Genomic DNA, 14,252 nt, shown 5'->3' with positions numbered 1-14,252 from the left:
TTTGATGCAGTTTTGACATGAAGGCTGGATGCTAAAGGCCGAATGTGTCAGCAGCATGAAATTCCAAGTCGCGATGACATTGAATTAACCGGCCCCATGGAACCAGATGCCGTGCCGCGCTACCTATAGTCGCCTCCGCGAGTACCCATGCATGGCGGAAGGCCGAAAGGAAAACAAATGTCGGCAATTGGCAGGAAAATGGAAAGCTGGTGGCGTCCGGAGAAAGCGCCGGAGTTTGGCGCATCCGCGCCGGGTCCGGCCCCGGTGCGCACAGGTGCCGCAATCGATGCAACTGGCGAGGCCGTTGCGGCCGGTGGAGAAGGAAGCGCCGCAAGGGTCTCCCAACAAGGGAGGAAGACATTGCATGAAAGCCCGGCGATGCGCAGGCGACTGCATCAGCTGTTCGTGGACAGGAAAGCCGTATTGCATCCGCCGGCGCTGCAGTACCGGAAAGCGAGCTGGAGTGAAAATGCCGCGGATATTTGCAATGACTGGATAAAGTATCAATCGCAGCAGACCCAACGACTTGGCAAACCGGCGGCAAGTCCGCCTGCGTCGAGCGACCCGCGGGCCTGGCCTCGCCATGTTGAAAGCGCCTGCGAAATTTCCCGGATGCTGGCCCTGGCTTACGAGCTCAAGCACAGGAAAAAGCTGCAGCAAGACCATCCTGAACAGCTGCTGCTTCCCGGCGCAAAGCGTACCCGCCAGGAGTACAACGACGAGATCGTCAAGGCGTTTCTGCGCGCAGTCGGGGAAGACGATATCGATGATGTTCTCGACACATTCAAGAATACCGGCACCGGTGCCCTGCATCGCCACGAATCCTACTTCCTCGCAGCGCTCACCAATCTGCTGGGCGCGCTGCAATTGCTCATTCCCGATCCGGCGAGCAAGGCGATCGTATCCGCGTTTCGCTTCGGAGCGCACGTCTCTACGACGGCGGCGGTAGCCGGTTCGGGCGAGCGCCGCCTGCGCAATGCGGGAACGGAAGATGTGCTTTCCCTAGGTCGAGCGGACGCGGCAAGATCGGCAAGGAATGCGCCGAACCTGTTGCAGGCTTCCTGGTCCGTCTTAAGAGAGTTGCCGCGCGTGAAAAAAGATATCGAAGAGCTTGGCGGAGCGCTTGCTGCTCTGAATGCGCTTCAATCCGGCCATGCCGTCGCCAGCCCGGAGGCGGTGAATGATGCCCGCGACGATCTGTCGCTGGTTATGGCGCGGCTGTGTCATAAAGTGATGGTGAAGGCGCGTTACAAGGCAGCGAGGGAAAATGTTGCGGTCGAGTTCCGCGGAAACGAGCGCAATCTCTATGCCGGATCGGCAGGCACCTTGCTCACCGTGGCGGCGAGCGGCGTAGCCATCATGACGCCGGAGATCATCGTCAGTGCCGTCACCGGCGGAGTTCTTGCCGGTGCAGCCACCACATCCTTGCTACTGTATCTCGGCTACCAGCTCAGCAGCGGACCCAGCAAGGATGGCGAAGCCAAGGCGCGGCGCGCAATCATTGCGCTGGCAAAGCTCACGGAAGTGCTTGACCCGGCACAGGATGATTCCATACGGCTGCGGGCGGAAGCCTATGAGGAATACCGGAAGGCTTGCAAGCAACAGTCCGGCACCAAGCCCGCGGGCGGCAATCCGGAAGCGAGAAGCCCCAAGCAGGCGCTGTTCGACAGGCTGAATGAAATCGCAACAGCGGAAGGCAAACTCCGGCAAGCTTCAAAAGCGAAGGACAAAGCCAGGGAAACCAATGGCGGTACTGAAGGATTGACGGCACGCCAAAACTGGGACGCGTATTGCGCTCACCACGCGCAAAAACTGCAGATCGGGAATGGCGAGGATTCCGACAACGACAAACATGCCGCCGTGCAGTCGGCGAAGCTTCAATATTATGAATCCCACGCCGGCAAACTGGCCATCGAGCCCATGGTCCAGGGCTGGAGCGCCCAGATAGAAATCAAGATGGCAACGACACGGCGTCTGCTCGCGGGCAAGGTCGCACGCGCGCACAAGCATGTGCTGAGAGAGCAAGAGCCGGTATCGAACAGCATTCTTGAAGCGACACAGCGCATGTTCGCAGGCAATGTGGCGCGCGCCCGCAGGCATGTGCTGGGAGAGGCGGCACCGGAATCGAATAGCGCCCCACAGGAAAGCGAGCTGCGGCGCCGGCAAAGGCTGGGCCACGCCAGAAGCGAATTGAAGCAAGCTCTGCGCGACCTCGCCTATTTCGAACTGGCATGCAGCAAAATGAAAGTCGATGACAATGGTCATGACATAAGCGCCCCCATGTACGGCGTCGCCAAGGCTGCGTTCGCCAGAATCGATGACAGCGATGTCCACGCGCTGTTCCAGGGAGACGCTGCGGAGCAGGTTCGCGCAACGCTATTGGCCAAGAAACTTACCGAAGGCGAGGACAAGCGCTATACCCTACTGAACCTGGGTGCCAATGCGATCACCATGGGAGTGGGGGCCGCGGTGCAGGCAGCCGATCTGCAAATCGTTGCCGCCAAGGCAAATGGCACCTATCAAGGTCCGCGCGTTCTCGACTTCAAGCTGGTCACCGCGCTCGCCATGAATGCCACGCCCGCCGCGCCGCTGAGCACCGGAGACAGGACAGCCTTTCAAAAGCGCGCGATGCAGCCGCTGCTCAAGACCATCGAGCCGCTCCGGGGTGCGATGGGGGCGATGCCCGGGATGCATCTGCCAAGCGACTCCCTGTTCCCGGAAAATGCCGCGCGCAGAACGGCGGATACGGCGGGGGAAAGCAGTACGGCAGGGGACATTTCGGCAGGCGTTTCGCGGCGAGGCGCAGACTGGTCGATTACCGAAGAACCGCTGGCTGGAGCGTACACGGAACCTTCTAGCGTTCAGCAAGACGCCGCGCAGGACTTGGCCAGCGTGAGAAACAAGCTCGACGAATTCGACAAGATTCTCGACCAACGGGCCGGCGAACTGGTTGAAACGATGTCCGGGATGGAATTCGTGCCGGACGGCTTGCGCCTGATATTCGATGCGCAGGCCGAAGAGCAAGGCAGCGCGCCGGCAAATACCGAAAATACCGAAAGCCTTGCACCAATTGATATCAACCTGAAGGAAACCTCAGCCTTTCATCGTGTTCGCTACAAGAAGGCGACTTCCCTACAGAAGTCCCGCTATATCTTGGGAGAAGCCGCGATTGCGGCAAGACAGGCGGGTCTCATCTTCCTGGGGCCGCCTGCGCAGGGCATTGCGCAAAGGTCACTGAAGAAAACACGTGGCGACCTGGAGTCCGCCAGAGACCAGATTGCACAAGCAAGGCGCGCACTCATCGATTCCGCGCCGTCGGATGAAAGGCGGGAACCGGCCCCACGCGGGATCGACGCTCCTCCCCGGCTGCCTGCGGTGAACCTGGGGCTGGAGCTGGAGACCTTCAATGAAATCATCATGAGATTCGGTGCCGACGCGGATGGCCGGCGGCTGGAGCCGAGCTGACCTTGCGCAACAATGCGACAATGCGGCAAGCCTTGACCGCTTGCATATGGCGCCGTGCTTCCGGCCTCCGCCACCAGGCCCGCAACCCTCCAGCAACGATACGATCGCGCGCCGGCGCGACGCCCCCACAAATTTGACCGACACTTGAATTCCTCCTCACCTACGCTATCGCAGAAGCAGGAACGCCATTTCCTGCTGGTGCTGTCCGCCATCCAGTTCACGCATATCCTGGATTTCATGATCATGATGCCGCTCGGGCCGCAGTTGATCCGCGTGCTGCGGATCGACACCCATCAGTTCGGCCTGCTGCTGTCGTCGTATACCTTCACCGCGGCGGCCTCGGGCCTGCTGGCTGCCGCCTATGTCGACCGCTTCGACCGCCGCACGCTGATGCTCGTCCTGTACGTGCTGTTCATCCTCGCCACCCTTTGCTGCGCGCTGGCGCCGAACTTCGCTTTTCTTTTGGCCGCGCGCGCCTTGGCCGGCGCATTCGGCGGCATTCTCGGGGCGATGGTGCAGACCATGGTGGCGGACGTGGTGCCCTTCGAGCGGCGCGGCCAGGCGATGGGCACGGTGATGGCGGCCTTTTCGCTGTCGACCGTGGCCGGCGTGCCGCTCGGATTGTTCCTGGCTTCGCACCTCGACATGCTGGGCTGGCGGGCGCCCTTTCTTTTCATCGTGCTGCTGTCGGGCGTCGTCCTGGCCGCCGCGCATCGGATGCTGCCCTCATTGACCGCGCATCTGCAGCGCGGCATCCGCGGCAATGTGCTGAGGCAGATCCATGCGGTGGCGAAGGAGCCCAATCACCGGCGCGCCTATCTGTTCATGTCGCTGCTGATGTTCGGCGGCTTTACCGTCGTACCGTATATCGCGCTGTACTACACCGCGAACCTCGGCCTGCAGGACAATTTCATCGCGCTGATCTACCTGTGCGGCGGCGCGGCGACCTTTTTCACATCACGGCTGATCGGCCGGCTCGCCGACCGGCACGGCAAGCAGCGCATGTTCCGCATCATCGCGCTGGCCTCGTTCGTGCCCATTCTGGTGACCACGCACCTAGTGCCGGTGCCATGGTGGCTGGTGCTGATCAACTCCACCGTATTCTTCATCCTGGTGCCGGGCCGCTTCATTCCCGGCATGGCGATGATCACCGCGGCAGCGGCGCCGCAGGTGCGCGGCACCTTCATGAGCCTGAGTTCGTCGGTGCAGATGATGTCGTCGGGCCTGGCCTCGCTGGTGGCCGGCCTGATCATCTCGCGCAATCCCGCCGGACAGATCGAGCATTTCAACCTGGTCGGCTATCTTGCCGTGGCCTGCGGCATTGCCAGCCTGTGGATCGTGCGGCGGCTGACCGTGGCGCAGCCGGCCGCCGCTGCGAGGCAGGAGAACTAGACTATTTGGCAGCCTTGGGCTTGCGCGGCGCGGCTGCCGATGTCGTTGCTTGCGTCGCTGCCTTTGCCGGTTTGGACCCGCTCTCCCCCTTGCTGTCGGCCTTGGGCTTGGTCGATGCCTTGGTATCGCCTTTCGGCGTGCTTTCCGCAGGCTTGGGCATGTCGGTCATGGCGTTGCTGACGGCCTGCTTGAACTGATCCTGCAGCATGGTCCACCATGCCGCGGCGTTCATCAGCGGCGCGGTCAGGGCTGCCGCATCGCTCTGGTCCTTGCTGGTCGGCTCCGGCGCGCCGTGCGCCTTTGCGTCTCCCGAATGAACGCCGGCGCCGTTGCCGCTACCGTTGCCGCCGGAAAAAGCCGACGGCGACGCGTGGCCGTTGCCCTGATCGTTGCCCGACGCAGGCTGCATCGAGGCGGCGAAGCTTTCGCTCATGGTCTGCAGGGTGGAGATGGTGGCCGCCTGCACCTCCAGCGCCTGTATCGTGCCGCGCAGCATGTTCATGTTGAGCGTCAGCCAGTTCTCCACCGCTTTCAGATCGGCGATCTTCTTGTTGATTTCCTCTACCGACAGGGTTGGCATCACCATGCCGGGAAGCCCCATGCCGGGCATCTTCATGCCGGAGGCATTCATGCCCGGCATGTTCATGCCGGGTACTCCCATGCTGCCCCACAGGGTCTTGACGAAGTCCAGGGAGTCGGTCATCGCCGACATGCCCGGGAAATTTGGCGTGTCTGGTTTGCTCATGAAAAACCTCCGCTTGTTAAAACAACCATATCGACAACTACGATTTATTGATCAAAACAACAATCAGCAGAGTATGCACCCGGGCGCAACTGCTGTCATGCGCTCTCGAATGCCGACATGTGCGGCGACGCAAATGCAGCCCGGATTGATGCAGTCGCCTCGATGCATCGGGGCAATGCCGTGCGATGCGTCGGGTGAACGTCCCGGAGGTTGATACACTAGCGCCATGGCGATTTTTCTTTCGACGGATATAAGGGATGCAAAGGACGTGAAGGACAAGCGGCGGCAGCGGCTCAGGCGGCGCGCGATCGTGCTGGTTTGCGCATCGGTCCTGGCGCATCTGTTCGCATTCCGCTGGGCCGAAGGCAGGCTGGACGTGCCGGCGTGGCGCAATCCGCCCGCGCCGGCCGTCACGACCATCTCGCTCCTTGCTTCCGCGCCCGTACCGCCGGCGGTGCCTGCAGCGCAGGAAGAACCTGCCTTGCCGCCTCCGAAGAAACCCAAGCCGAAAAAAAGCCGGCCGAAGAAGTCCATACAGAAAGATGAAATCGTTCCTCCAGTCGCTGCCGCAGCACAGGAAACCGCGGCCGTGCTTCCTCCTGCCGGGATGGAAGCGCCGGGCACCAGCGTCGAAGCGTTGCCGCTTTTGATACCCGACGCGCCGGACGCCGTTGCAGATGCCGATTCGGCTGCAGATGCGGAAGTTATTGCAGGTGCAGCCGCGGAAGCCATCCATGCCGATGCCGGACAGGAGCAAACCGGACCGGCGGCGGAGTCACTGCCGGAGATGCCGAAGACGACACAGCCTTACAAGGTCGACCTGCCGCCCTCGGCCCGGCTCGATTACGACGTCGAGGCCCTGGTCAAGGGCCAGAAATGGTATGGCAGCGGCAATTTCCGCTGGGAAGCCGGCCCCGATAGCTACAGCATGAGCGGCGAAGCCAGCACCTTGCTGCTCCTGGTGAAGATCACGGTACTGAACTTCCGCAGCGAAGGCAGGATCAACGAGTTCGGCATTGCGCCGCTGCTGTACAGCGAAAAACCTCGCAACAAGTCGCTGACGCATACTCACTTCCAGCATGACAACGGCAAAATCAGTTTTTCCGCATCCGAAAAAACCTATCCCTACCAGGGCGGCGAACAGGACCGTGCCAGCGTCATGTGGCAGATCGCCGGCATCGGCCGGGCCGACCCTGCCCGCTTTGCGCCGGGCGCCGAGTTCGAGGTCTTCGTCGCCGGCGCCCGCGATGCGGAGCCCTGGCGCATACGCGTTCTCGGCCTGGAAGAAATAACGACCGCCGCGGGCAAGGCGGCCGCATGGCACCTGGTGCGCGCACCGCGCCAGAAAAGCTTCGATCAAACCATCGAATTCTGGCTCGCGCCGCAGCAGGAGTGGTATCCGCTGCGCATCCGCCATAGCTCGCCCAATGGCGACATGCTCGACATGACGCTTGCGGACATTCAACGCTGACACACTTTCAATCGATGATGAATTCTCTCTTGAGCAAGTCTTCCGCCGCGCTGCTTCTGTGCGCCGCCTTTTCCGTCCATGCGCAAGGCGTGCCGGCCGCCAGGCAAAAGATCAACCCGCCGCCGAACGCGCAGCTCACCTATGCCATCAAGGCCAAGCAGAAAGGCATTCCGGTCGAGGGTGACGCGGTGGTGCGCTGGAAATCGGGCGCGGGACGCTTCGCGACCAGCAACGAAGCGCGCGCGGCGCTGATCGGCAAGATTCTCGATACGCGAAGCGAAGGCGCGATCGATGCGTTCGGCCTGGCGCCGGATGTCTTCACCGAAAAGCGGCTGCGCCGCGAGCCGACCACCACCAGCTTCGACCGCGCCGCCAAGACCATCCGCTTCAGCACGTCGGAGCAGGCCCAGCCTCTCAAGGGCGGCGAACAGGACCGCAGCAGCGTGCTCTGGCAGATGATTTCCATTGCCCGCGCCGCGCCCGGCAAGTTCAAGCCCGGCGCGTCATGGAACGTGTCGGTGGCCGGGCAGCGCGATGTCGATGCCTGGACCTTCAAGGTGGTCAAGCAGGAAAAGATTTCCACGCCGCTCGGCGAGCTCGCCACCGTGCATGTGCAGCGAGCGGCCCAGGCCGGATCGAAGGACCAGCAGCTCGACATCTGGCTGGCGCCTTCGATGGAATGGTTTCCGGCCCGCCTGCGCTACAGCGACGACAACGGCGACTATATCGAGCAGACGCTGCAGCAGGTCAGCCGCCAGCCTTCGTGACCGCTTTATGCGGACATGCGCAGCCGCATATGTCCGCGGCGTCCTAATCGGCTATGCTGCGGGCTCGTATCCGCATGCGTCATCCAACATTTTCCGGTTCAATTCATTTCATGACATCAAACAACGGCGCACTCGTCCTGTTCAGCGGCGGACAGGATTCCACCACCTGCCTTGCCTGGGCGCTTGACCGCTATGCCCGCGTGGAGACCATCGGCTTCGACTACGGCCAGCGCCATGCAGTGGAGCTGCGCGTGCGGCCGACGCTGCTCCAGAAGACGCGCGGCCTGTCGGCCGGCTGGGATGCGCGCCTGGGCGAAGACCACATGATCGACCTGTCGCTGATTTCGGCGATTTCCGACACCGCGCTCACCAGCGACGTGGCCATCGCCATGCAGGAAAACGGCTTGCCCAATACCTTCGTGCCCGGCCGCAATCTGCTGTTCCTGACGGTGGCGGCGACCGTGGCCTACCGGCGCGGTCTCGACGTGCTGGTGGGAGGCATGTGCGAAACCGATTTTTCCGGCTATCCCGACTGCCGCGACGACACCGTCAAGGCGCTTCAGGTCGCGCTCAATCTCGGCATGGCCACCCGGCTCAAGCTGGAGACGCCGCTGATGTGGATCGACAAGGCGGCAACCTGGAAGCTGGCGCATGATCTCGGCGGGCAGCCGCTGGTGGACCTGATCCGGGAGGACACGCATACCTGCTATCTCGGCGAACGCGGCGCCCTGCACGACTGGGGTTACGGCTGCGGCACTTGCCCGGCCTGCGAATTGCGGGCGCGCGGCTACCGGGAATACTCGGCGGCCGCCGTCTGATCGAGCTGATCGAGTCGTTCGAGCAGCGACAAGGCGTTCGGCACGGCCGCGCCGCTGGCCGTATTGTCGAAGACGCACCATACCTTGCGGCCCTTGGCGGCTTCGTTTTGCATGCGCGCGGCCAGCGCGTCGAGATAGCTTTCCGGATACGACGAGTGGTACATCTCGGGCGAGCCGTGCAGGCGCAGGTAGACGACGCCGGCGCCCGCGGCAATATTCTCCAATGGCATGACCTCCGGATCGGCCTGCACATAGGCTACGTTGCGGCCATGCAGCATGTCGGCCGCCGCCGGCGTGAACCAGGTCGCATGGCGCGGCTCGCAGACGACATCGACATCGGTCAGCCGGTTCAGTTGCTGGAAGAACTGGCGCGCCACCGGCGCGTCGAAGCGCAGGCTGGGCGGCAATTGCACCAGCAGGCAGCCAAGCTTGTGTTCCAGGTGCCGGACCTCGCCGATGAAGCGTTCGAGCAGCTCGCCTGCGTCCTGCAGCCGCGCCTCATGCGTGATGGCTTTCGGCACCTTGGCTGAGAAGCGGAAATCCTCGGGCACGCTATCGCGCCAGCGTGCATAGGTGATCGGCCGGTGCGGCCGGTAGAAGGAGGTATTGATTTCCACCGCGGGCAAAACCCGTGCGTAGCGCTCGAGATGGCTGCCCTCCTCGGGGAAATGCCCGGCGACAGCGCTCGACAGGCTCCAGCCGGCACAACCTATCATGAACGATGATTTCGATTGGTTTTGCATGAGGCATTCCGGGTCGCTTTGAATTCACATGAGCTTGGCACGACACTCCTTTCCGGTTTGACCACAACGCAGGGCATTGTGCAGTGCGAATTGATCCGCGTCAGAAGCGCAGGCAGAATGGTGTCGCATGCTCGCGCGCCGGGCCACCATGCTCGGCGAGGCAATGTGATGCCATGCGAAACATCGCAAGGGATGCGGGCCGGAACTTCATGCAGCCCCTCCCATCCAATTCGGGTATGCGCTTACTTCGACGGCCAGCCGCATTGCATGCGGTTGTTCCGGGATTCAAAGGCTTCAGCCAATCCGGGAAGTTCGACAGGGAGTCATGAATGAAAGCACAGCGCGAGGAAATCCGGCAACGCCTGGTCTTCATCGACCGCACCATCTTCCATGCGGTACGCGCCTGTCATTCGGACGATAGCGTGCCGTCGGAGCTGAAGGAGTGCGTCAGGCGCATGCGCCAGCGGTCCGCCCAGGCGCAGCACGCCTTGCGCTCGTTCGACGAACGCGGTGTGCGGGAGACCGTCGACGATCTCGCGCGCATCAGCGACGAAGCGCAGCACAGGCTGCATCCCGCCGACGGCATGAACTACGAATTGAAGAGCGCCGTCATCCTTACCCACATCGAACTGTCGGCGCTGCAGTATCAGCTGGCCTGATTCACCCGCCCCGGCTCAAGCTGCTCCAACTGCTCCGGATCAGGCCGTCCCTGCGCTTCCTGCATGGCGCCCGCCTGCTGCACGCGGTTCCTGCCCGCATGCTTGGCCTCGTAGAGCGCATCGTCGGCGCGCTTGATCATCATGTGCACGCTGTCGCCCGCGCCATAGGCCGCCACGCCGGCGGAAAAGCTGACCTGCAGGCCGTCGGCGACCTGTTGCCAGTCGTAGGCATGCACGGCGGCGCGCAGCCGGTCGATGGTGGTGTAGCCCGAATCGAGCGAGGCATCCGGCAGCAGGATGGCGAATTCCTCGCCGCCGATGCGGCCGACCTGGTCGACCGCCCTAAGATTGTCGCCCGCCAGCAGGCAAAGCCGCTGCAGCACCACGTCACCGACCGGATGCCCGAAGCGGTCATTGATCGCTTTGAACCAGTCCAGGTCCAGCATGACCAGGCAGAACGCCCTGCCGCTGCGCGCGCTTCGCTGCAGCTCCATCTCCAGCAGGCTCATGAAGTGACGGCGGTTATGGACGCCGGTTAGGTAATCCCGGTTGGCCATGTCTTCGATGCGATGCAGCGATTGCTCCAGCTGCCGGTTCTTCTCCAGCAGCTTTTCCCTGAGCCGGCTGAAACTCGCGTTGGCCAATGTCAGGCTGCGCAGGGTCATGAAGAAGAACAGCCAGACCAGGCCGACCTCCATGTCCGCATGGCCGGGATAGTCGAAGCGGTCTCCCAGGAGGATCATCGCCAGCGCCGTGGCCGCGCCATAGACCAGCCAGCCGATGGTGTACTGGCGCGGATTGAATTCGATGGCCGCGTAGCCGGACAGCACCACCAGCACCAGCAGGAAAAGGATGGAGAGCTTGGGTGCCAGGAACATGAAAACGATCTGTATGCCGCCGAATACCAGCAACTGCGGAATGAGCAGGTTTTTCTGCTTGAAGCGCAGGTTCAGGCCGAGCCGGAAGACCAGGTAGAAGCCTGACGACACCGCAAAGCCGACTGCGAGAAACAGCACCGCGATGGACACCGGAATTGTGCCGGCAATGGCGAACAGGGCAAGCTCGGCGCTTTCGATGGCCATGTTGAGAATCAGCAGGCGCGCCATGTATAGGCGATGGCGCTGGCGCTTTCCTTCCCTGACGTCCGAGTGAGCGGCTTGTATGGATTGCATCGTTCTATTTCCAATCGGAAATTACGATTTCAATGTAATGCGCCCTACAAATGCACGCAAGAAATTATTGAGCCCCGCCATGGTGCGATGATGAGGCAGGCTACCTTTTATTGTCGTCCTTGAAATAAACCATCACTGGTATGTAACAAGGCGTAAATGCCGGTGTGAAATACCTGCCCGCTGCTTACATTGAATCCGAGACCTGCAGCAAATATCGGAGAAAACGATGCAATTCATCCTGGCATGCATGGCTGTCGGCACGGTATTCGGGGCCGGACTTGCCATCGCCACCGAAGCAAACAATCCACCCGTACAGGAGACCAAGCCGCTGCGCTACCTGGCCAAATTCGACGAGCGGTTCAAGGCGGCGGACAAGGATGGAGATGGCGCGCTGAGCCGGCCGGAGGCGCAAAGTGCGCAGATGGACCGGGTCCTGACGCATTTCGGCAAGCTGGATCAGAACGGCGACGGCAAGCTGACGCGCGAAGAAGTGCGTGCGCTGCTGCGCAGCCGCCTGGCAAGCTGATTGCATTGAAACAGAACGCCGCAGCCCGCCGTCGGCGGCTGCGTGCGAGCTGCAGCAACGTGCAGCAAAAACGAGTAACTAACCTAACCGCAGCCTACGCGCCCTTGCTGCCGTTGGGCGCAATATTGGTCTCACCCGGCAGCAGGGTATCGGCCGCGAAGTCGGGCAGTTTCCCGAGCCGTTCATAGAGCGGCGAAAAGTCCGGCGCCGTTCCGTCGAAGAGCTGCTGGAAATCACGGATGACAAAGTAGGTTTCCTGGTATGAATCGATCTTGTACAGCGTGCGCATCACGCGCTCGACGTCGAATGCGATTCGGCGCGGCGCAGGATCGGTCAGGCAGTATTCCACTTCGCCGCCGGACGACAGGATGCCGGCGCCATACGCGCGCAACCCCTGCTCGGTCTGGATCAGGCCGAATTCCACCGTGTACCAGTAAAGCCGCGCCAGGTGGGTCAGGCCATCGAGCTTGAGCGCCTTCAGGCCGCCCTTGCCGTATTGCTGCATGTAGTCGGCAAAGGTCGGGTTGAACAGCAGCGGCACATGCCCGAAGAAATCATGGAACACGTCGGGCTCGACGATATAGTCGAACTCATGCGGCTCGCGCAGCCAGACGGTGACCGGGAAGCGCCGGTTGGCGAGATGCTCGAAGAAGGTCAGCTCCGGCACCAGTCCGGGCACCGCCACCAGTTCCCAGCCGGTGGCCTTGCGCAGCGCCTCGCTGGTCTGGTCGAAGCGGGGAATGCCGTCGGCCGCATCCATCCTGGCCAGGCTTTCGATGAACACGTCGCAGGCGCGGCCATGCATCAGCTTGGCCTGGCGCTGATAGAGGCGGCGCCACAATTCATGCTGCTCCGGCGTATAGGCGTTCCAGTCCTGCTGGACAACATAGTTGGCGTCGCAGCGGCTGTAATCGCCGCGCAATGCGCCGTTGTCCGATTTCTCTTCCAGGGTTTTGAAAAAATCGGCTTGATCGACTGTGGTGTTCATGGCGCGTCTCCTTGATCTGATCGAATCAGTATAGTCAAGGAACGCAAGCATAAAATTGCAAACTATGCTCAATGCTCAATGGAATAAGCAATAATATTGCGCATAATTCCACTATCAGAACATACCATGCCAAAAGTAGATCTGGACAAGACCGACCGGAAAATCCTTTCCATATTGCAATCAGACGGCCGCCTAAGCAACCAGGAAGTGGCCGAGCGCGTGAATCTGTCGCCCTCGCCCTGCCTGCGCCGCATCAAGAACCTGGAAGAATCGGGCGTCATCCGCCAGTATGTTGCGCTGCTCGACGCCGACAAGATCGGTCTCGGCCTGCTGGCCTATGTCAACGTGAGGCTGACAAAGCACAGCGATCTGCCGGCGCCGGCCGGGCGTTCGCCGCTGGCCGACTTCTCCGCATCGGTGGCCAACTGGCCGGAGGTGGTGGCCTGCTATGCGATGACCGGCGATCTCGACTATCTTCTGCGGGTGCATGTCGAGGACATGGAGCATTTTTCGCGCTTCATGATGGAAACACTGCTCAGGCATCCGGCGGTGACGGATGTGAAATCAAGCTTCGCGCTGCAGAAGATCAAGGAAACGACGGCCCTGCCGCTGGTGTAGCGCGGGTTACCAGGGGCCGCGTGCCGCTGGCTACTTGTTTTTCCAGCTCGGCAGCTTGCGCAGCCATTTCAGCGCGGCCTTGGTATTGGCCTTGACTCCGTAGTCGAGGAAGGCGAACTGCTCTTCCACCGCTTCCGCCAGCATGGTGCCGGGACTGGCCGGCCCGAGCTTGAGATACGCATCGGCCTCGCCGTATTCGCGGTGGATTTCCATGCCCGCCTTGTAGGCGATATGGATCATGGTCTGGTTGGACGACAGGCAATGCATGTACAGCGTATCGACATCTTCATTGCGGCAGTGGATGGCGGCGCGCTCGAACAGCTTGGAGCCTATCCCCATGCCGCGCGCGCTGGACGCCACCGACACGCCGAATTCGGCGATGCGCGCCTTGAGCGTGGCATTGGTCAGCGTCGGCGAAGCCTCCTTCGGCGTGAACGCAAGGTGGCCGACGCCAAGCAGGCGCAGGTTGTCGTCATAGACGCCGAAAACTGCGTCGCGCGAAAAATCCAGGCGCTGGACATAGCGCGTGATCAGTTCGTCGGGCAATACCGTGCCGAAGCGCAAAAGGCGGTCGCTGTCGTCGAGCGCAAGAAAATGCATCAGCAGGCGGCGGCGGTCGCGCTCGGACAGTTCCTTGACCCGTACGGCGGAACGCGATTTGCCGGATGAGGAAGCGGTAATCGTATCGGGCATCATGCCTTCCAGTTCAGATGAATCCATGTCGACTCCTGCAAGATATTGTGCAACGCACAAATCCATTGTAGGCGATACATCGAATGATTGTCGCCGACACCTTCGAATATGCGGCCGCGTTGACCAGTCTCAATAGAACGGGTATGCGGCGGCGGCATGCGTGGCATAAAGTCCACACGCAGCCGGCGGCAAGGG

At 61.8% G+C, this 14,252-nt stretch carries 13 protein-coding genes; 8 read left to right on the top strand and 5 right to left on the bottom strand.

Annotation, left to right across the window (positions count from 1 at the left end; genetic code table 11):
- The first annotated feature begins 177 nt into the window (after positions 1–177).
- On the top strand, positions 178–3,465 hold the full coding sequence (locus RY831_RS07890) for a hypothetical protein (RefSeq protein ID WP_326505784.1): 3,288 nt from the start codon (positions 178–180) through the stop codon (positions 3,463–3,465).
- A 144-nt stretch (positions 3,466–3,609) separates the two neighbouring features.
- Positions 3,610–4,857 (top strand): MFS transporter, encoded by a 1,248-nt coding sequence (locus RY831_RS07885; RefSeq protein ID WP_326505783.1) that lies wholly within the window; start codon positions 3,610–3,612, stop codon positions 4,855–4,857.
- 1 nt (position 4,858) lies between these two features.
- Here RY831_RS07885 and RY831_RS07880 read toward each other — a convergent pair whose 3' ends face one another.
- Positions 4,859–5,602: a PhaM family polyhydroxyalkanoate granule multifunctional regulatory protein gene (locus tag RY831_RS07880; RefSeq protein WP_326505782.1), complete on the bottom strand. Its 744-nt coding sequence runs from the start codon at positions 5,600–5,602 to the stop codon at positions 4,859–4,861.
- A 226-nt stretch (positions 5,603–5,828) separates the two neighbouring features.
- Here RY831_RS07880 and RY831_RS07875 point away from each other — a divergent pair, with 226 nt between their 5' ends.
- From RY831_RS07875 to queC, 3 genes are all read left to right on the top strand, one after another.
- Positions 5,829–7,073, top strand: coding sequence for a DUF3108 domain-containing protein (locus RY831_RS07875; protein WP_326505781.1), 1,245 nt, complete (start codon positions 5,829–5,831; stop codon positions 7,071–7,073).
- Between the two features lie 29 nt (positions 7,074–7,102).
- The gene (locus tag RY831_RS07870; RefSeq protein ID WP_326505780.1) at positions 7,103–7,840 is read left to right on the top strand and encodes a DUF3108 domain-containing protein; all 738 of its coding nucleotides are present in this window, start codon (positions 7,103–7,105) and stop codon (positions 7,838–7,840) included.
- Between the two features lie 110 nt (positions 7,841–7,950).
- Entirely contained in the window at positions 7,951–8,658 is a 708-nt protein-coding gene (gene queC, locus RY831_RS07865; RefSeq protein WP_326505779.1) for a 7-cyano-7-deazaguanine synthase QueC, read from the top strand.
- Here queC and RY831_RS07860 read toward each other — a convergent pair.
- A complete protein-coding gene (locus RY831_RS07860; protein ID WP_326505778.1) occupies positions 8,628–9,401 on the bottom strand; it encodes a DUF72 domain-containing protein in 774 nt (257 codons plus the stop codon). The two genes, queC and RY831_RS07860, sit on opposite strands and share 31 nt — an antisense overlap.
- Before the next feature lie 329 nt (positions 9,402–9,730).
- On the opposite strand from RY831_RS07860, the gene RY831_RS07855 reads away from it, so the two are divergent.
- On the top strand, positions 9,731–10,060 hold the full coding sequence (locus RY831_RS07855; RefSeq protein ID WP_326505777.1) for a hypothetical protein: 330 nt from the start codon (positions 9,731–9,733) through the stop codon (positions 10,058–10,060).
- Here the strand turns inward: RY831_RS07855 and RY831_RS07850 are convergent.
- Positions 10,048–11,232 (bottom strand): GGDEF domain-containing protein, encoded by a 1,185-nt coding sequence (locus tag RY831_RS07850; RefSeq protein ID WP_326505776.1) that lies wholly within the window; start codon positions 11,230–11,232, stop codon positions 10,048–10,050. The genes RY831_RS07855 and RY831_RS07850 overlap by 13 nt on opposite strands.
- Positions 11,233–11,458: 226 nt before the next feature.
- Between RY831_RS07850 and RY831_RS07845 the strand changes: the two genes are divergently transcribed.
- Positions 11,459–11,758: an EF-hand domain-containing protein gene (locus RY831_RS07845; RefSeq protein WP_326505775.1), complete on the top strand. Its 300-nt coding sequence runs from the start codon at positions 11,459–11,461 to the stop codon at positions 11,756–11,758.
- 94 nt (positions 11,759–11,852) lie between these two features.
- Here the strand turns inward: RY831_RS07845 and phhA are convergent, their stop codons facing one another.
- Entirely contained in the window at positions 11,853–12,746 is an 894-nt protein-coding gene (phhA, locus tag RY831_RS07840) for a phenylalanine 4-monooxygenase (protein WP_326505774.1), read from the bottom strand.
- A gap of 126 nt (positions 12,747–12,872) precedes the next feature.
- On the opposite strand from phhA, the gene RY831_RS07835 reads away from it, so the two are divergent.
- Positions 12,873–13,364 (top strand): Lrp/AsnC family transcriptional regulator, encoded by a 492-nt coding sequence (locus RY831_RS07835; protein ID WP_326505773.1) that lies wholly within the window; start codon positions 12,873–12,875, stop codon positions 13,362–13,364.
- A gap of 30 nt (positions 13,365–13,394) precedes the next feature.
- On the opposite strand, the gene RY831_RS07830 is transcribed toward RY831_RS07835, so the two are convergent.
- A complete protein-coding gene (locus RY831_RS07830; RefSeq protein WP_437126233.1) occupies positions 13,395–14,084 on the bottom strand; it encodes a GNAT family N-acetyltransferase in 690 nt (229 codons plus the stop codon).
- Positions 14,085–14,252 lie beyond the last annotated feature (168 nt).

This window comes from Noviherbaspirillum album, assembly GCF_035916955.1.
In the GTDB taxonomy this organism is placed as follows: domain Bacteria; phylum Pseudomonadota; class Gammaproteobacteria; order Burkholderiales; family Burkholderiaceae_D; genus Noviherbaspirillum; species Noviherbaspirillum album.
The sequence above is the reverse complement of the archived record's forward strand: the minus strand, read 5'-3'. Positions and strand labels throughout refer to the sequence as shown.

What these genes read in the sequence shown, in the direction of transcription:
- RY831_RS07875 (WP_326505781.1), top strand. Translation starts at nt 5,829, where the DNA reads ATGGCGATTTTTCTTTCGACGGATATAAGGGATGCAAAGGACGTGAAG.
- RY831_RS07850 (WP_326505776.1), bottom strand. Translation starts at nt 11,232, where the DNA reads ATGCAATCCATACAAGCCGCTCACTCGGACGTCAGGGAAGGAAAGCGC.
- phhA (WP_326505774.1), bottom strand. Translation starts at nt 12,746, where the DNA reads ATGAACACCACAGTCGATCAAGCCGATTTTTTCAAAACCCTGGAAGAG.
- RY831_RS07845 (WP_326505775.1), top strand. Translation starts at nt 11,459, where the DNA reads ATGCAATTCATCCTGGCATGCATGGCTGTCGGCACGGTATTCGGGGCC.
- RY831_RS07830 (WP_437126233.1), bottom strand. Translation starts at nt 14,084, where the DNA reads ATGGATTCATCTGAACTGGAAGGCATGATGCCCGATACGATTACCGCT.
- queC (WP_326505779.1), top strand. Translation starts at nt 7,951, where the DNA reads ATGACATCAAACAACGGCGCACTCGTCCTGTTCAGCGGCGGACAGGAT.
- RY831_RS07855 (WP_326505777.1), top strand. Translation starts at nt 9,731, where the DNA reads ATGAAAGCACAGCGCGAGGAAATCCGGCAACGCCTGGTCTTCATCGAC.
- RY831_RS07880 (WP_326505782.1), bottom strand. Translation starts at nt 5,602, where the DNA reads ATGAGCAAACCAGACACGCCAAATTTCCCGGGCATGTCGGCGATGACC.
- RY831_RS07860 (WP_326505778.1), bottom strand. Translation starts at nt 9,401, where the DNA reads ATGCAAAACCAATCGAAATCATCGTTCATGATAGGTTGTGCCGGCTGG.
- RY831_RS07890 (WP_326505784.1), top strand. Translation starts at nt 178, where the DNA reads ATGTCGGCAATTGGCAGGAAAATGGAAAGCTGGTGGCGTCCGGAGAAA.
- RY831_RS07835 (WP_326505773.1), top strand. Translation starts at nt 12,873, where the DNA reads ATGCCAAAAGTAGATCTGGACAAGACCGACCGGAAAATCCTTTCCATA.